The 16,326-nt window shown below is 70.2% G+C and carries 15 protein-coding genes; 5 read left to right on the forward strand and 10 right to left on the reverse strand.

Going from position 1 to position 16,326, the window contains the following annotated elements:
• The first annotated feature begins 2 nt into the window (after positions 1–2).
• From ACZ6SD_RS00130 to ACZ6SD_RS00145, 4 genes are all read left to right on the forward strand, one after another.
• The gene (locus ACZ6SD_RS00130; RefSeq protein ID WP_465314654.1) at positions 3–1,253 is read left to right on the forward strand and encodes a cytochrome P450; all 1,251 of its coding nucleotides are present in this window, start codon (positions 3–5) and stop codon (positions 1,251–1,253) included.
• Complete coding sequence (locus tag ACZ6SD_RS00135) at positions 1,250–2,923, forward strand: acyl-CoA dehydrogenase family protein (RefSeq protein ID WP_465314655.1); 1,674 nt, start codon at positions 1,250–1,252, stop codon at positions 2,921–2,923. Before ACZ6SD_RS00130 ends, ACZ6SD_RS00135 begins: the two co-directional genes overlap by 4 nt.
• The gene (locus ACZ6SD_RS00140; protein ID WP_465314656.1) at positions 2,920–4,155 is read left to right on the forward strand and encodes a cytochrome P450; all 1,236 of its coding nucleotides are present in this window, start codon (positions 2,920–2,922) and stop codon (positions 4,153–4,155) included. The genes ACZ6SD_RS00135 and ACZ6SD_RS00140 overlap by 4 nt, the downstream gene beginning before the upstream one ends.
• 403 nt (positions 4,156–4,558) lie before the next feature.
• Positions 4,559–6,151: a recombinase family protein gene (locus ACZ6SD_RS00145; RefSeq protein ID WP_465314657.1), complete on the forward strand. Its 1,593-nt coding sequence runs from the start codon at positions 4,559–4,561 to the stop codon at positions 6,149–6,151.
• Between the two features lie 65 nt (positions 6,152–6,216).
• Here the strand turns inward: ACZ6SD_RS00145 and ACZ6SD_RS00150 are convergent, their stop codons facing one another.
• The 7 genes from ACZ6SD_RS00150 to ACZ6SD_RS00180 are packed head-to-tail and all read right to left on the reverse strand — an operon-like array spanning position 6,217 to position 14,185.
• Entirely contained in the window at positions 6,217–6,405 is a 189-nt protein-coding gene (locus ACZ6SD_RS00150) for a hypothetical protein (protein WP_465314658.1), read from the reverse strand.
• Complete coding sequence (locus tag ACZ6SD_RS00155; RefSeq protein ID WP_465314659.1) at positions 6,402–6,824, reverse strand: hypothetical protein; 423 nt, start codon at positions 6,822–6,824, stop codon at positions 6,402–6,404. Before ACZ6SD_RS00155 ends, ACZ6SD_RS00150 begins: the two co-directional genes overlap by 4 nt.
• A complete protein-coding gene (locus ACZ6SD_RS00160; protein WP_465314660.1) occupies positions 6,821–7,801 on the reverse strand; it encodes a GH25 family lysozyme in 981 nt (326 codons plus the stop codon). Before ACZ6SD_RS00160 ends, ACZ6SD_RS00155 begins: the two co-directional genes overlap by 4 nt.
• The gene (locus ACZ6SD_RS00165) at positions 7,798–8,127 is read right to left on the reverse strand and encodes a hypothetical protein (protein WP_465314661.1); all 330 of its coding nucleotides are present in this window, start codon (positions 8,125–8,127) and stop codon (positions 7,798–7,800) included. Before ACZ6SD_RS00165 ends, ACZ6SD_RS00160 begins: the two co-directional genes overlap by 4 nt.
• A gap of 23 nt (positions 8,128–8,150) precedes the next feature.
• Positions 8,151–10,400 carry a hypothetical protein gene (locus ACZ6SD_RS00170; protein WP_465314662.1) on the reverse strand — a complete coding sequence of 750 codons (2,250 nt, stop codon included), beginning with the start codon at positions 10,398–10,400 and terminating at the stop codon, positions 8,151–8,153.
• 1 nt (position 10,401) lies between these two features.
• Positions 10,402–11,235, reverse strand: a complete 834-nt coding sequence (locus ACZ6SD_RS00175; RefSeq protein ID WP_465314663.1) for a hypothetical protein — start codon at positions 11,233–11,235, stop codon at positions 10,402–10,404.
• A 28-nt stretch (positions 11,236–11,263) separates the two neighbouring features.
• Positions 11,264–14,185, reverse strand: coding sequence for a phage tail protein (locus ACZ6SD_RS00180; protein WP_465314664.1), 2,922 nt, complete (start codon positions 14,183–14,185; stop codon positions 11,264–11,266).
• 289 nt (positions 14,186–14,474) lie between these two features.
• Here ACZ6SD_RS00180 and ACZ6SD_RS00185 point away from each other — a divergent pair, with 289 nt between their 5' ends.
• Positions 14,475–14,912 carry a peptidase inhibitor family I36 protein gene (locus ACZ6SD_RS00185; RefSeq protein WP_465314665.1) on the forward strand — a complete coding sequence of 146 codons (438 nt, stop codon included), beginning with the start codon at positions 14,475–14,477 and terminating at the stop codon, positions 14,910–14,912.
• A 112-nt stretch (positions 14,913–15,024) separates the two neighbouring features.
• On the opposite strand, the gene ACZ6SD_RS00190 is transcribed toward ACZ6SD_RS00185, so the two are convergent.
• From ACZ6SD_RS00190 to ACZ6SD_RS00200, 3 genes are all read right to left on the reverse strand, one after another.
• Positions 15,025–15,216: a hypothetical protein gene (locus tag ACZ6SD_RS00190; RefSeq protein ID WP_465314666.1), complete on the reverse strand. Its 192-nt coding sequence runs from the start codon at positions 15,214–15,216 to the stop codon at positions 15,025–15,027.
• A gap of 191 nt (positions 15,217–15,407) precedes the next feature.
• Positions 15,408–15,686 (reverse strand): hypothetical protein, encoded by a 279-nt coding sequence (locus ACZ6SD_RS00195; RefSeq protein ID WP_465314667.1) that lies wholly within the window; start codon positions 15,684–15,686, stop codon positions 15,408–15,410.
• Complete coding sequence (locus ACZ6SD_RS00200; RefSeq protein ID WP_465314668.1) at positions 15,683–16,324, reverse strand: phage tail tube protein; 642 nt, start codon at positions 16,322–16,324, stop codon at positions 15,683–15,685. Before ACZ6SD_RS00200 ends, ACZ6SD_RS00195 begins: the two co-directional genes overlap by 4 nt.
• Positions 16,325–16,326 lie beyond the last annotated feature (2 nt).

Consider the following 16,326-nt stretch of genomic DNA (forward strand, 5'->3'; position numbering starts at 1 on the left):
GCATGACCGGCCTTCCCCCGATCCTGGGCGGCTTCGACCTGACCGACCAGTCCCGGTTCGCCGACGGCATTCCCTACGCGGTTTTCGCCCGGCTGCGCGAGTCGGCGCCGCTGCTCTACCACCCGCCCGGCACACTGCCGGACGGTGAGGGCTTCTGGGTGCTCAGCAGGCACGCCGACATCGCGGCGGCGTCGGTCAGCCCGCTGTTCTCCTCGCAGGGCGGCGGCGGACGCGCGAGCGGCGGCTCGCACCTGGAAGACCTGCCGGTCAGCAGCGGGCTCACCGGCACGGTCCTGGCGATGATGGACAATCCGCGCCACGACGTGTTCAAGAACCTGTTGTCCCCCGCGGTCACCGGAGCCGCGGTGGCGGCCAGAACCGATCGCCTGCGGGCGAGCGCGGAGCGGCTGGCCGACGAGTTCGTGGCGCGGGGCAAGGGAAACCTGGTCGACGACTACACCGAGCCGTTCTCCCTTCAGTCGGTCGCGTCGCTGCTCGGCGTGCCCGCCGAGGACTGGCCGATGCTCACCGAGCTGGTGCACGCGGTGCTCGGGTTCACCGACCGCCGCACCGGCCAGGCCACCGAGCACTCCCGGGCGACCTACGCGCGGCTGCGCGGCTACTTCTCCAGTCTGATAGCTGCCAAGCGTGCCGCTCCCGCCGACGACCTGGGTAGCGTCCTCGCGGTCGGCGAAGTGCCCGACGGGCAGCGACCACTGTCCGATGTGGAGCGCGAAGCCAACGCCAGCGTGTTGCTGGTCAGCGGCTTCGAGCAGCCGCGCAACACGATCGCGGGCGGCCTGCTCGCCTTCGCCCAGCACCCCGAGCAGTGGGCCGCGCTGCGCGCCGACCGCTCGCTGCTGCCGACCGCCGTGGAAGAGGTGCTGCGCTGGCTGCCCGCCAACCCGTACAACCGGCGCACCCTCACCGAAGACGTCCAGTTGCACGGCCAGACCATGAAAGCGGGGGAGAAGGTCACGCTGTGGTGGCCCTCCGCCAACCGCGACGAGGCGGTCTTCCCGCACGCCGACACCTTCGACATCACCCGTGATCCCAACCCGCACCTGTCGTTCGGCCACGGCACGCACTACTGCCTCGGCGACGAGTTCGGCAGGCTGGAAATCTCCCTGGCGCTGACCGCCTTGCTCGACCGGGTCGCGGAAATCCGGTTGGTGGGCCGGGAAGTCTGGGCGCCCAACCACAAGCACACCGTCCTGCTGGACGTGCCGGTCGAACTGGTGTCCGCGTCATGACCACTTTCCTTGACAGCCTCGAAGCGGGCGCCCTCGACTGGGCGCGGCTGCGGGACTGCCCGCGCCAGGACGCCGACGAGCAGGTGGCTTGCGACGCGGCCGAGGCGGGCGTCGCAGAGTTCATGCGTGCCCGCATCGATCCGGACGAGGTGGATCGCACCGCCGCGCTGCCGGAGGGTTTCGTGGACGACCTGCGGGCAAGCGGCCTGCTGAAACTGGGCATCGACGCGGGCATGGGCGGGCTGGGCTTGCCGCCGTACGGCGTGTTTCGGGCGATTGAGGCCGCGGTGAGCTGGTCCACCGCGGCCGGGCAGATGCTCGCCATCCAGGCGGGCGTCAGCGCGGCGGCGCTGATCCCCGCGTTACCCGACGGCCCGCTGCGCGAGTTCGTGCGGGAGCGGATCGGCGGGGGAGCGGTGTCCGGGTTCGGGCTCACCGAACCCACGGGGCAGAACAACCTGTGGCCGGGCATGACCGCGACGCCCACCGAAGACGGGTCCGCCTACATCCTCAACGGGGACAAGATATTCACCGGTCATGGGCCGATCGCCGACCTCCTGCCGGTCGCGGCCACCGAGCGGGGGTCGGACGGCAGGCGGCTCACTGTGTGCTTTGTGGACACCGCGACGCCAGGGTTCTCCGTGCGCTCGGCCATCGAGTTCACCGGCAGCAAGGGCCTGCCCAACGGCGCGCTGCGCTTCACCGACGTCGTGGTCCCCGCTGAGCGGGTCGTGCGCGGCGAACCGGAGACCCCAGGGTTCCCTGTCGCCATGCAGACCGCGTTCACCTTGGGGCAGCTGTACTTCACCGCGGCGCCCGCCGCCGCCATCGCCCGGCTCTGCCTCGACTGGTCCGGCGAGTTCGTTGCCCGCCGCGCCATCGATGGGCGGGGACTGGGGGAGTACGACGAGATTCAGCGCATCGTCGCCGCCACCCTGGCCGACGTGCACGCCGTCGACTGCGCCGTGCGGTGGAGCTTGCTCGGCCCCGCTGAGCGGTGGCTGGAACGGGTGCTGACCAAGAACCTCGCGGTGCGGACCTGTTGGCGCGTGGTCGATCGAACCGTGTCGCTGCACGGCGGCGAGGGCATCGAGACTGCCGCGAGCAAGCGGCGGCGCGGCGCCGTCCCGGTGCCGCTGGAGCGCCGGATGCGCGACGCGCGCGGGCTGCGCATCGCGGGCAACGTCGACTTCCAGATCGACAACTTGGCCGGGCGCCGCATCCTCACCCGGTTCTTCGGGGCGACCGGCGAAATGGCGGACCTCGTTCTGCCGACCGAGAACGACCTGTCCCCGGCGAACCAGGCGCACCTGGCGGTGGTCGCCACGCAGGTCCACCGGTTCCACACGACCTGCCGGGAGTTGGTCGCCCGCCACCCGCAACCGGAAGACCTCTTCGCCCGGCAGCGTACCGTGATCCTGCTCGGGCGAATCGCGGCGGAGCTGTTCTCCGCCACCGCTGTCCTCGCCCACGCGGCGAGCGGCGCCCCCGTCGACTCCATTATGGACAGTCAGGCTGTCGCGGACGCCCACTGTGTCGAGACTGGTCACCGGCTGGCCGATCTGTGGCGGCGGCTCACTCCCGGCACCGAACCCGACTACGCCGAGTTAAGCGCGGCGTGGGTGAAGCACATGAAGGTCCGACAGGCACAACAAGGGAGCCAACCATGACCGAGGCCTTATCCGTCGACCGAGAGTTAGCGGCCCAGATCCTGCCCTTCGACGCGTTCGACCCGCGGTTCCACCGCGACCCCTACGCGGTGTACCGCCGCATCCGGGAAGAGAACGGCCAAGTTTTCCGCACTCCGGCCGGGATGCTGATCGCGGTGAGCCACCAGGACGCCTCGGCGGTGATGACCAACCCCAAACTCGGCTACGGCGACGAGCCGGTCGTCGCCGACCAGTTCTCGCCTAACCCCGACGGCCCACCCGGCCGCCCGCTGATCTTCATGGACCCGCCGGACCACACCCGCATCCGCGCCATGGTGTCCAAGGCGTTCACCCCGAGGATGGTCGCCGGTCTGCGCGACAGCACCGAGAAGTTCGCCGCCGAACTCATGGCCACCGCCCGCGACAAGGCCGTCGACGGTCGCGTCGACCTGATGTCCACTGTGGCCAGGCCGTTGCCCGGCCTCGTCCTCGACGCGCTCATCGACGTCCCCAAGCGCTACCACGAGGAGTTCCTCGGCCTGGCCAACATCAGCGGCCGCGGCCTCGACCCCGGCTTCATCCTCTCCCCAGAGGAAAAACTCGACCGCGACCGCGCCCGCGAGGGTTTCGTCCGCGCGGGCCTGGAGATGGCCGCCGAACGCCGCGCCAACCCCGGCGACGACCTGATCAGCCAACTGGCCCTCGTCCAAGCGGCCGACGGCGACCAGCTCACCGAGATGGAACTGGGCATGACCCTGATGAACCTGCTGGCCGCGGGCTTCAACGCCACCGCCGCGTTCATCGGCAACGCCTTCCTGGCCCTGCTGCGCAACCCTGACCAGATCACCTGGCTGCGCGCCAACCCGGACCAGATCGTCACCGCGACCGAAGAACTCCTGCGCTACGACTCGCCACTGCAGATGGTGCCGCGCACCGCCCTCGCGCCGACTGAGGTCGCTGGTTTCCCGATGCGGCCTGGGGAGCATGTGGCGGCGATTCTCGGGGCGGCCAATCGGGATCCTCAGTTCTACGATCGTCCGGAGACGCTGGATCTGTCTCGTCCTGCCAGTCGGAACCTTGGGTTTGGGCATGGCATCCACTTCTGTGTGGCTGCGCCTATCGCTCGGATGACCGCGCAGTTCGCGATCGCTGAGATGGTGAAGCATGATATGACGCTGGCTGTGGATGAGCCTGATCGGTTTCCTGGGATCGTGTTGCGCACATTGGCTTCTTTGCCGGTTGATCTTGGGTAGAGGTGAGGTGGGCGGTCCCCGGTGCTTGGTCGCCGGGGGCCGCTTGGGGGCTGTTGGTCTGCTTTGGTCTGCTCGATGGGGTGGAGTGGTTTCTTTGGGGCCCCTACGAAGGAAGATCCCGTCGTGGGAAAGACGGGTGGGGAGCCTTCGGCCCCACGACCACGGCCAGTTTAGGGATCTTCCTTCTCCCCCAAAGAAACCACTCCAGCTAGTCCGGGTTTTATGGTGTTTTCATGACCGGATATTTGATGTTGGACGCGCCTCACATATGGGGGCTGACGTGGGGTTTTACGGGTAAGCTGCGCGTGTTCGGGCGCGTTGGGCGCCTCATTGTGGCCAGGTCTGGGGGCCTGCGGTGACCAGTGGTTTGTTGACTCGTGGCGCTCGTGAGCGGGCTGCGGGAATGCCCGTGTTGCGTGGGGTGATTTATGCGCGGGCGTCTGCGGACAGGAAGGGTCGGCAGATTTCGGTCGAGTCTCAGGTTGTCGAGGGTCGGAGGTTCTGTGAGGCCAACGGGATCACGGTGGTCGCGGTGTTGCGGGACAACGACATGTCCGCGAGCCGGTACGCGCAGTACGCGCGGCCGGAGTACGCCGAGGCGTTGCGGTTGATCTCGGAGGGGGAGGCGAACCTGCTGTGGACGTGGGAGAGTTCGCGGGCGCAGCGTGAGTTGGATGTGTTCGTGGAGCTGCGGAAGCTGTTGATCCGGGTGGGCGGGTACTGGGCCTATGACGACCGGATCTACGACATGAACGTCCCGGACGATCGGATCGACACCGCGGAGGACGCGGTGGATTCCGAGCGCGAGTCGGAGAAGATTCGTAAGCGGGTGCGTCGGGGGGTGGCCTCGCGGGCGCATGACCGGTGGTGGCATGGGCAGAAGTCGTTCGGGTACCGGAAGGTGTTCGATCAGGACACGGGTGAGGCCGTGGACATGGTGCCCGATGAGGTGACCGGTCCGGTCGTGGTGTGGATGGTGGAGCAGGTGATCGCGGCCCGGTCGTTGGGGTCGATCGCCCGTGATCTGGATGGTCGGGGGGTGCCGACGCCGAGGGGCGGGCGGTGGAGCGCCCGGCATGTGCGCAAGGTGTGGGACGCCTCGCGTGATCCGGCGAGCTGGGCGAGGTTGATGGCGGGGTGCACCGGTGAGCAGCGGGCGGCGGCGGACGAGGTGCTGGAACGGGTCGGGTCCCGCAGGGAGCACCCGTCGTGGGTGGCGCGCTCGCTCAACGCCGAGAAGGTCGTCACTGTGATCCCGGCTCCGTGGACTGGTGAGGCGGTGCGGTCGGTCGTGTTGAACCCGGTGATCGCCGGGTTGCGGGTATTGCACGGGCAGGTCGTCTGCGAGGGCCGGTGGCAGCCGTTGATCAGCCCTGGGCAGCGTGCGTTGGTGGTCGCTCGGCTGGGTGATCCGCTGCACGCCACGCGGCGGGACGGGGTCCGGGTCAAGCACGTGCTGTCGGGGATCGTGGTCTGCGGCAAGTGCGAGAGGCCCACGTATTTCAAGTCCAGCGACGGCGGGGTCTATGCGTGCGCCAAGGGGTGCCGGTCGCGGAAGGCGGCTCTGTTGGAGGCGTTCGTGGTGGAGGCGCTGTTGACCCGGTTGGAGAACTCGGCGGAGCTGTTCCGGGTGGCGGCCTCGACGGATGAGTTGACCAAGGCCGCCGACGAGGCCCGGGACTTGCGTGCCCGGTTGGACGGGTTCACCGACGCCGCCGCCGACGGGGAGATCGGCCCGGAGCGGCTGGCGCGGATCGAGGCGAAGTTGCTGCCCAGGATCGAGGCGGCCGAGCGGCGCGCGCAGTCGCTCGGGGCGGTGCCGCTGCTGGCCCCGGTGGTGGGGTCACGGGCACGGCAGGTGTGGAGCACGATGGACGTGGAAGCCCGCCGGGCGGTGCTGCGGGCGGTGCTGCGGCCCCGGTTGCTGCCGACCAAGCGGGGACGGGCCGGTTTCGACCCGTCGTCGGTGGCACTGAGTTGGCTTCCGGTGGCGTGAACGGGTGGTGGTCGCCGCCCCGGCACCCCTGCGGGGCCGGGGGGGCGACCGTTATCGACGTGGTGTCACGGGAGCCCGACAGGCCCGCCGGAGGCGTTCTCGCGGGTGGTCAGGGCGGTCACGGCCGGGCGGAAGATGGCTGTGAGCAGGTCACGCTGGGCCGGGGTGAACGGCGGAGCGGCTGCGGCTGAGGCTCGCGCGGCGGCCAGCGCCTCCGGGCTGAGCACCGCCGCCGGATCAAGGTGGCCGCTCACTCCCGAATCCCCCGCTCAGTGGTGAACCCGTAGCGCTCGGGCGCGGCCGGGACCAGAGGGTGGCCGTGGTGGTCGCGGGGGTCTGCGGTGGGGGTGATCTTGGGTTCGGTGGTGATGACCAGGCCGAAGGTGGCGAGCAGGGTGATCACGGCGGCGATGAGTCCGGTGGTGGCGTTGCCCTGGTCCGGGGTGAACAGGCCCGCGCCGACCAGGCCCTGGGCCAGGGCGGTGAGGCCGCCGACGATGGAGGCGATGACGCGGAGGGGATGACGGGTCACGTAGTGGGTCCTTTCGGGTGGGTGGGGTGGGAGGTGGTCGAGTCGGTCGTAGAGGCGCACGAACGCGACGGCGGCTTTGATCAGGAGCCAGCCGCAGACGATGAGCAGCAGCACCCAGGCCCCGGCGGGGTCGGGTGTCACGGCAGAACCAGCCAGTTCCCGGCGTAGATCCGGTTCGGGTCGGTGATGTTGTTGAGGCGGGCGAGGGCGGCCACGGTGGTGCCGTGTCGGGCGGCGATGCCGGAGAGGGTGTCACCGGGGCGGATCTGGTAGCGGCGGGTCTGCGGCGGCGCGGTGGGTCCGGGCAGGCGCAGGGTCGCCCCGGCGAGGATGCGGTTGGGGTCGGGGATGTGGTTGAGCGCGGCCAGGGCGGTCACGCTCGTGCCGAACCTGAGCGCGATGGCGGTGAGGGTGTCGCCGGGTCGGATGGTGTAGGTGCCGCCGGGTCCGGGCGGCGGGGCGGGGACCGGCGGGGACGGCTGCGGACCGGGTGCCGGGATGGTTCCGTCGAGGGTGAGGGCGGTCAGGGACCAGCCGTTCATGGTGGCGTTGCGGTCGACCTTGTCCGGGATGCCGGGGACGGTGCCGGTGCTGGTGTGTTGGTGCAGGGCGAGGCGGGGGTGGGCCCAGCCGGGGTTGCCGGGGTCGCCGTTGTAGCGGGCGATCCAGAGCATCACGTCGTGGTCGGCCCACTGGTCGGGGCGTAGAACGTTGCGGTACCAGTCGAGGTTGGCGTAGACGAGGACGCGGCGGATGCCCGCCTTGGCGCGCAGCCGGTTGATGAAGTCGCGGACGAAGGTGTTCGCGTCGGCGCGGAGTTCGGGGGCTTCCATGTCCAGCATCGGCGCGAGGACCCGGCCGCCGGCGAGCCTGTGGCGGTGCAGGTGGGTGGCGAAGTGGTCGACCTGGGCGGGGATGTTGCCGGGGCGGGCGAAGTGGTAGCCGCCGGGGATGACGCCCGCCGAGCGGGCGCCGTTGATGTGGGTGGCGGCGTCGGGGTCGGTGAAGGTGGTGTTCTCGGTGAGTTTGATGCTGGCGTAGGTGATGTTGTTGCCGCGAACGGCGTGCCAGTCGGTGACGGTGTTCCAGTGGGACAGGTCGATGCCGTAGTCGGTCACGTGGGGTCCTTCGGGTTGTCCGGCGTGGCCGGGGTGGGGGTGAGGTGGGCGCGCAGGCCCGCGAGTTCGCGCAGCACGGTGAGGTGCTCGGCGCGTAGGGCGGACAGTTCGGCTTTGACCGCGGCGAGTTCGGCGAGGACGTCGCGGGTGTAGGTGGCGCGTTCGGCCAGCAGCGCCTGGTATCCGGCGTGCAGGGCGGTCAGGGATTGCTGGTCGGCGGCGGCGCGGGCGGCGCGCACGCCGCGTCGGGCGGTCCACGCGCCGGTCGCGGCTCCGGTGAGGGGGCCGAGTAGCGCGGCGGCGGCGGTGAGCCAGGAGGGATCCACAGTGGAGTGACCTCCTGGTGGGCTCAGGTGGGCAGGACGCGCAGGGTCAGGGAGTCGGTCAGGCCGTCGCCGGCGCTGTGGGTGCGGCGGGAGCCGATGACGGCGGCGATGATCGGCCCGCCCAACCCGTCCGGGTCGGAGACGGTGACCACGTCGCCGAGTTGCACGCGGGGGTCGCCGAGGACGGGGATCTCGGCGAGGACGGCCACCGGGTCGGCCAAGTCGTCCAGCAGGGATCGGGCGACGGTGGCGGCGGGGTCGGGGTGCTGGCGGAACGGGGTATCGGGCAGTTGCAGGACGCGGCGGCCGTAGCGGGCCGCGGATGCCTGGTCGCGGGTGATGGTGGTGTGGGCGGGGTCGTCGGTGACGGGGTTGCCGGAGATGCGGAAGGCAGGCTGGTCGTTGTCGGTGGCGAAGCGGACGACGAAGCTGTTCGGGTTGGACACGGTCAGCCGCACGGTGGCCTGATCGTCGTTCGCGGTGAGGGTGACGGCGACGTTGCCGACCTCGGCCCCGGTGGCGGCGTTGACGCAGACGTAGCCGCCGAGCACGTCGCCGTCCCAGGTGGCGCGGGTGTGCCGTAGCAGGGTGGGGTTGATGCGGCAGCGGTGGTCGAGCACCAGGGTGCGGGTGGTGGTGCCGAACGGGGTGTCGAGTTCGTCGGCGGTGTGGGCGGTGTAGACGGTGGCGGTGTCGCGTTCCAGGCGAACAGAGTGGGTGTGGGTGATCTCGTTGCGCACCGAGTCCAAGGCGATCGACGGCGCCAGGTCGCCCAGGTCGACGGCGGCGGTGATGGATTTGACCGGCGCGGGCCGCGGGCGGGCACGGGTGCGGAAGGTGAACAGTCCGTGCTCATCGAAGGAGGCAAGCCCGTACTCGGCGGCCACGGCGTCTTTGATGACCGACCAGGACTCGCCGCCGACGATCTCGGGCAGCCCGGTGACCCAGTTGTGCCCGACGTCCAAGTCGGCCTGCGGGACGTGCGGGGCACCCCAGTCCATTGGGGGCGCGGTGGTGGTTTCGGCGATCTGGAGGCATTGCACCGGCAGCGGTGTGCGGAACTGCACGGCCCCACGCGCGGCGGTGACCTGGTGGGGCAGCTCCAGCACCAGCGTGGACGGTCCGGTTTGGGCGCCGTCGAGGTGCCAGCGGGTGGTGACGGTCCGGTTGGTGTGGTCGTAGGCGATCCAGAGCCCCACCGAGTGCCACGCGGCCTGTCCGGTGATCCTCGGGCCGGTGATGGTGGCGCGCAGGACGGGGGTGGTGGTCGGGTTGTCCCAGATTCGGGCCACGAGCTGCCCGTCGGTGGTGATGGCGGCGTCGATGGTGGTGCCGTCGAGTTTGACCAGGCTGGTCGACACCGAGATCACGGTGCCGTCCGCGTTCGGGTCTGAGTGGAAGGTGTTGGCGGCCCCGGCGTGGATGTGGAACTCGATCAGGTGCCCGCGTCCGCTGCCCAGGGCGAACGGTTTACCCATAGTGCGTCCGCTGCCCCAGGCGAAGCAGTCCCGCCCGCCGTTGGCTGCCAGCCCGTAGCGGCCGGGGACGAACTCGGGCACCGAGGGGCCGGTTTTGCGGCCGATGATCAGGGAGGCGTCGAACCCGATGTCGGGGGCCAGGCCGCCGTGGCAGGTCATCGCCCACAACACCCCAGGGTGTGGTGGTGGGGACAGGTGGATTCCGTTGCGCCGCAGAACATGATCGACAATCCATTGGGTGTTGGTGCGGTCGCGGTAGGGCCAGATCGCGGGGTTGCGGTAGGTGCGCTCGGACGCGGCCCACACCGGCAACGTGACCGCGGCCCGCAGCCGTTCGGCCGGGTCGAGCGCGTCGAGGGTGACGGTGCGGTCGGCGGCCGAGAGGCGCAGGGCGCGGGTGGTGCCGGTGAACTGCCGCACCAGCCGCCGCCCCCCGGTGGTCACCAGCCCCAGGTCCAACTGAAGCGCAACGTCCACAACGGACACGCCGTGCAGGGGGCTGTCGGGGCGGTAGGGGGACAGCATCCGGGACATATCGACCGGGTCGCCGGGACGTGCCCCGGCGAGGGTGGCGGTCAGCGTCGCGGCGGTGTGGCCCTCGATCAGCGTGCACTCGGCCGGGAGGTCCCCGGTGATCGACCGTTCCACCGTGACCGAGTCCAGCACCGACGACAGGTCCGAAAGCGGGTGCGTGTACTGGCCGTCGCGTCCCCAGTCCACGACCAGTCGGCCGATGGGGGTGCGGTCGGGGAAGGTGACGGCGGCGGCCAGAGCGCGGTCGTCGGGCAGTTGCATGTCAGACCTCCAGAAGAGTGAGCGTGGTCGCCCAGGCACCGGGCACCGGGTACGCGGCGGTGAGGGCGTCGAGAACCACTTCGGCCGCGCCGCCGCCCGGCGCCCACCCAGACGGGGTGGTGCCGGGTTCGAGCTGCCACCCGGTGGTGGCCACCCGCCCACCACCGGCCGATGAGCCGGCGGTCAGGGCCAGGCGGGCGAACGCGGCCGGGGCGGCGGGGGTGTGCGTCAGCCACAGCCGCGCCCCGGCCCCCGGGGTGATGGCCGCGTCGGAGGTGGCGAACGAGACGAACGCCCCGGCCGGGTTGTAGAAGGCGATGAGCAGTCCCACCGGCAGCACGGTCGAGGTCACCCACACCGACGCGCACACCGGTTCACCCGGGAGCACCGGACACGGGTCGGCGATGAGCTGCCCGCCCCCGGCCGGAACCGCCCACTCCAGCCCGCCCGCCAACGGCACATCCGGCACCGGGACCTCGGTGGTCCAGGCGAGGGTGCCCGCGCTCACGGTGAACCCGACGGTGGTGTGATCGAACGACCCCGCCGCCGCGATCCCCGGGGGCAGGCGGTTGCGGCGCTCGGGGTCGATCAACCACAACGGACCCGCCACCAACCCGTGGTGCACCGCGTCCAGGAAGGAGTGGGTGTCCGGGTCGAGGTAGGGCCAGGACAGCGACCACATGCGTTTCACCGCGACCCGGTCCACGGTGACCCGCCCACCGAGTGAGCGGTGAATCGCGCCGTAACGGGTCGCGGTCGCGTCCGGGCCGCTCCCGAGCGAGGGGGACGGCAGCGCCCGCAGCGCCCCGACCGGTCCCAGGTGGAACTGACGCACCCCGCATCACCCCGCCCCGCCCTGGTGGTCAGCGTCGGGCGTTGGCCGCGTTGGTGGCGTTGACCAACCTGGCCACCCCGGTGCCGTCCACCCGCAGGCGCGCGCCGTCGAGGGCGGCCAGGACCCCGGCGGTCACGGCGGCCGAGATTTCCCACGCCCCCAACCCGCCGACGCCCGACATGGCCGGGGTGGTCGGGCCGAGCGCGGGCACCCGCCGGTTGACCACACCGGCCGTGACCGTGGCATCCATGGCCAGGGGCAGGGTGTCGGTGAGGTCGGACAGGTAGTCCCGCACGTCCGGGGTCCCGTCCTCCAGCCCGCGCAGGAACCCGCCCATGATCATGCGCCCGGTGGGGGCGAGCAGCACCCGGTCACGGGAGGGCGGCCCCTTCCAGTCCGGCAGCAGATCGGTCAGCGACTTCAGCTTGTCCTTGATCCACTGCCACGCCAGCTCCACACCGCGGATCAGGCCGCGGATGATGTTCTTCCCCGCCTCGACCAGCAACTCGCCCAGGTCCCCGAGCGCGCCGAGGATGCGGCCGGGGAGGTCGATGAACAGGCGCAGCAGTGCGCCGAGGCCGTTGGACACCGCCCCGGAGATGGCGTCCCAGATCCCGCCGAGCATGTTCCGCAACCCCGACCAGACACGGCCCCAGTTCCCGGTGATCAACCCCAGGACGACGTCGATGACGCCCTGGATGTAGCGCATGGCCCCGGCGATGATCGACCCGATCGCGGCGAACACCCGTTCCACCACGCCCAACAACGCCTGGATGACCGGCATCAGGGCGCGGGCGAGCGTGTCGATCAGCGGGGCGACCGCCGAGACGACGGTGGCGAACGTCCGGGCGACCTGCACCAGGACCGGCACCAACGCCAACACCAGCGAGGTCAGCGGCGGCAGCAGCTCGCCCACCAGCGACAGCAGCGGCGGCACGATCGGCAGCAGCGCGGTCACCACCGTGAGGAACGCCTCCGCCAACGGCGGCAGCACCGGCGCCAGCGCGCCCACGGCCACCACGAGGACTTCGCCGAGCAACTGTCCTATTTGGACCAGGGTCGGGGTCGCCTGGGTGAGAGCATCGGAGATGATCCCGGCCAACTGCTCGATGAGCAGCACGATCACCGGCAGCACCGGCTGCACGGCGCGCAGCGCGACCAGCAGCACCTGGGCGAACACCCCGGCCAGTTGCCCCAGGACCGGCAACACCACGCCGAGTGCCTGGAGGAACGCGCCCCCGACCGCAGCGACGATCGGGGTCAACTCGGTGAGGAACCGCGCGAGCAGCGGCGCGTTGGCCGCCAGCGCCCCCGCCAGCATCGTCCCGAGCTGGACCACCAGCGGCGCGAGCGCCTGGGCCAGGCCGAGCACGGCCGGGGCCAGCGCGGTGATCGCGCCGCCGACTGCCCCACCCAGCAGACCGGCCACAATGGACAAAGCCGGGGCCAGGGCCTCCACGATCGGGGCCAGCGCCTGGGCGGCGGGGACGAGCATCTGCGCGAACGCCAGCGCCACCGTGCCCGCCAGCGGCGCCAACGCCGCCAGCACCTGAGCCAGCGGGCCGATCGCCGGGGCCGACGCCGCCAGCGCCTGCCCGAGCTGCGGGCCGAGGACCGCCACAGCCGGGGCCAGGAACGTGACCACCGCCTGCCCCAGCGCGGCCAGGACAGGGGTGAGCCCGGCGGCGATCGCGGCGAGACCGCCGAAAATCTGCGTGAGCGCCTGCTGGCCCTCCGCCGAGCGCAGAAACCCCAGAACAGCCGCGGTGACCGCGTTGAGCGTCGCCAGCAGCGACGCACCGGAGGTGTTCGCCGCCCGCAGGACCGCGCCGACGATCCCGACCAGATTCCCCAGCAGGGTGGCCAGCTCGCCCAGGGTGGACAACCCGGCGCTGAGCCACTGCTGAAGCTGCCCGGTCTGCCGCGCCTCGGCGATGAACGCCGAGAACTGCCGGGTGCTATCGGCGATTGCTTCGGCGAATCCCGGCAGGAACCCGGACCCGACCACCGCGATGTCGCGCAGGACGCGCAGCAGCGGCTGCACCGCGTTCGACAACTCACCAGCGGCAACCGCGGAGTTGTCGAAGACCGTGGCCACGTCACGGGCGGTGCGGGCCTCCCGCAGAAAGAAGCCGACCCCACGCGCCGAAGCGTTGAGCGAGTCCGCGATCTCGGTCGTCCCGGCCCGCAGGACCGGCATATACCGGGCACCCAGGTCGGTGACCTCGCGCCCCAGGTTGGCGAACAGCCGCTCCTGGACGTCGAGCTGGAGCGCGGTGAACTCCGGGCGCAACGCCCGCACCGCCTCCGCCGTCCCCCGCATCGCCGGGGCGAACTCGGCGACCGCCTCGGCGAACTTCGCCGGGTCCGACTCCGACAGGGCGTCGGTGAAACCCTCCGTGCCCAGCTTCAGGGTCTGCAACACCGCGACGGCCGCGAGCCCGGCAGCCGGAATCAGCAGCAGCGACCCCGACGCGGTGGCCGCCGCGCCACCCAGCCCACCGAGCACGCCCACGGCGTTGCCCACAGCCGCGGTGAGCGCGGCGTACCGCAACGTCGCCGCCCCGGTGACCGCCGTCGCCCGCACCGTCGAGGCGGTGACCTGATCCAACCCCCGCGACAACGACACCGCGCCGCGCACCGCCGCACCCAGGGTGCGGTCCACCGCCACCCGGACCGTGACCCGCTCACCCGACAACCGCCGCGCCAGCCCCTGGAAGGCGCTCTCGGCCTGCGCGGCGTCCAGCTCCGCCAACAGCCGGACAGCGGTCTGATCACCCTCCCGAGCCGCGACACGAAGCTGCTCGCGCAGCAGAGCGGTCTGCACCTGCGCCGTGAGACTGATCGCCGGAGCACCCGACTCCGCCGTGCGGACCTGATCCCGCACATGACGCCCCAACCCCTGGAGGCTGGGCATGATCTTGAGATAGGCGTGACCGACCGTCGCCACGAGGCACCACGCCCCTCAAGGCAGATGCTCGTTGTCGAACAAGCACACCGGACCACCCGGACAAATCGGCGCGTGCGAGACAACCTGCCCGATGAACGCGGCAGGGGCGACGGAGATCTATTTCCGGCTGGCCCGTTCGGAGATACCGTTACCCCTTCAGGGTGACATCAGCGAGGATCTCGTCACATGGCAATCGATCGCTGATAGCGTCATCTCGTGTTGAAGCAGACCCTGGGGGGTTTACGCGTTCGACAACATCCTCCCAGGTCGCTGGACTAGGGGAGGTTTCATGTTCAAATCTACTCTTCGGAGATTTTCGGCCACGGGGATGGTGGTGGTGGCTGGTCTCGCATTGACCGTTGCCCCGGCTTCGGCGGCGCCGTCATGTCCGTTCGACCATTCGTGTTTCTGGTCCAACGCGAACTACACGGGCTACAAGTACGACGACGGCGGTCTCAGCACCGCGAACTGGGGCAACGTTTTCTATGCTGGCACCAACATACGGTTGTGGGGGGGTGACGGTCTGGAGACCAACGTCAGCTCGATGGTCAACCGAGATCCCGATTCGTATGTCTCGATCTACTACAACTCGTCGTACCGTGGTTCGTGTGCCTTCGTGGTGCCGAACGGCAACGTGCCGAACTTCGGGAACGTGACGCTCCCCAACGGCACCCCGATGAATGACCGGATGAACTCGCACAGATACAACGACCGCTGCGGCGGCTGATGGCCTCGTTCACTGAAATACGCGAAGACTTCGAGGTGTCGAAAGAAGAAGTTGTTCGTAGCTTGCGGGAGTTCATGTCAGCGGAATACGCTTCGACAATTCATCCGTGACCCTACGATCGGGTTCGCATCATCATAGCGATCTCTCGCAACGATCGGGTTTGCACCTCGGACTCCGGTTCAGCCGGGTCGCTATCCAGCGGCCCGGCCAGGTGCTCGTCGGTGATCTGCTGGCCGAGGGCGGCGGCGACGGTGGCCCAGAGGATCGTGACTCGTCGTTCCAGCGCGGCCAGCAGGACTTCCACGCGGGTGTGTCCGCCGTCGGGGTGGTGTGCGCGCCAGACGGCGGCGTCGGCGGGCAGGTGGGTGACGAGTGCGCAGAGTCGTCGGTAGGTGAGGTGGCCGCGGTAGAGGTCGAGCAGGTCGACGCCGATGCCGAGCAGGTCGGTTTCGAGGGCGTCGGCGGTGGTGGTGTCGCTCAGGAGTTGGGCGACGGTCAGCGGTTTCCCCGGCCCAACTCCTTCATGACCTTGGTGGAGAAGTCCTCGGCGTCGGCGGCTGTGGTGGCCAGTGAGCGCCAGGTGCGGTATTGGTCCTCGCCGAGGATGATCCGCAGGGCGGTGAGGTGTTTGCCGTCCTCTTCGGCTTCGAGGGCCTCCAGTGGGAACTCTTCCGCGCTGGGCAGGGTGAATCGCTTGCCGCGCCACATGACTGCGAGATCGCTGGTTTTGGTGTCGGGTTTGCCGGTGGCTTCGGCGCGTTGGCGGCTGCTCATGGGCGTGCTCCTGTCGTGCCGGTGTTACCGGCGGTGGTGGTCTGGGTGGGCGTGGTGTGGATGACGGCGGGGTCGTCGGTGAGCCAGACGGCGAGGACGGTGGAGCCGCCGATGGGTGCGAGGGCGGCGAAGGTCATGCCCCAGCGTGCTTCCTGTTGGCGGGACCATTGGGCGTCGTCGGTTTCGGAGACTTCGGCGCGGGGGATGTAGAGGCGGTGGTGGTAGGTCTCGGTGTCGCTGATCTGGTCGATCCAGTCCACGCACAGCGCCCGCACATCCCCACGCGGGATGCTGCTGATCTCGGCGCGGTACTTCTTGGCCCCGGCCCCGGTCTCGGTGAAGACGAGGCCGCCGAAGTACGCGCCCAGGACGGTGGCTTTGGTCTCCTGGAACGCCGACTTCACCGTGAGTTCCTGGCTCTTGTAGATGTATCGGGCGGGGGTGAGTTGCTGCCAGTGCTCGGTGCCTTCCTTCTCGACCTTCCGCGCCAGAGTCACACCGTCCGGCGTGGACAGTCCGAGTCCTTTCCATGCGGCGGGCAGGGGGGTGGTGGCGTCGGGTGGTTCGGGGGTGCCGGGTGGGGCGAGGGAGAGTTCCCCGGTGCCGGGGACGCGCACCAGCGCCGAGTTCAGTGCCATAA

This window comes from Actinokineospora sp. NPDC051303, assembly GCF_055586285.1.

Coding starts and splice junctions, on each gene's coding strand:
- ACZ6SD_RS00130 (WP_465314654.1), top strand. CDS start 3: ATGACCGGCCTTCCCCCGATCCTGGGCGGCTTCGACCTGACCGACCAG.
- ACZ6SD_RS00135 (WP_465314655.1), top strand. CDS start 1,250: ATGACCACTTTCCTTGACAGCCTCGAAGCGGGCGCCCTCGACTGGGCG.
- ACZ6SD_RS00140 (WP_465314656.1), top strand. CDS start 2,920: ATGACCGAGGCCTTATCCGTCGACCGAGAGTTAGCGGCCCAGATCCTG.
- ACZ6SD_RS00145 (WP_465314657.1), top strand. CDS start 4,559: ATGCCCGTGTTGCGTGGGGTGATTTATGCGCGGGCGTCTGCGGACAGG.
- ACZ6SD_RS00170 (WP_465314662.1), bottom strand. CDS start 10,400: ATGCAACTGCCCGACGACCGCGCTCTGGCCGCCGCCGTCACCTTCCCC.
- ACZ6SD_RS00185 (WP_465314665.1), top strand. CDS start 14,475: ATGTTCAAATCTACTCTTCGGAGATTTTCGGCCACGGGGATGGTGGTG.
- ACZ6SD_RS00195 (WP_465314667.1), bottom strand. CDS start 15,686: ATGAGCAGCCGCCAACGCGCCGAAGCCACCGGCAAACCCGACACCAAA.
- ACZ6SD_RS00200 (WP_465314668.1), bottom strand. CDS start 16,324: ATGGCACTGAACTCGGCGCTGGTGCGCGTCCCCGGCACCGGGGAACTC.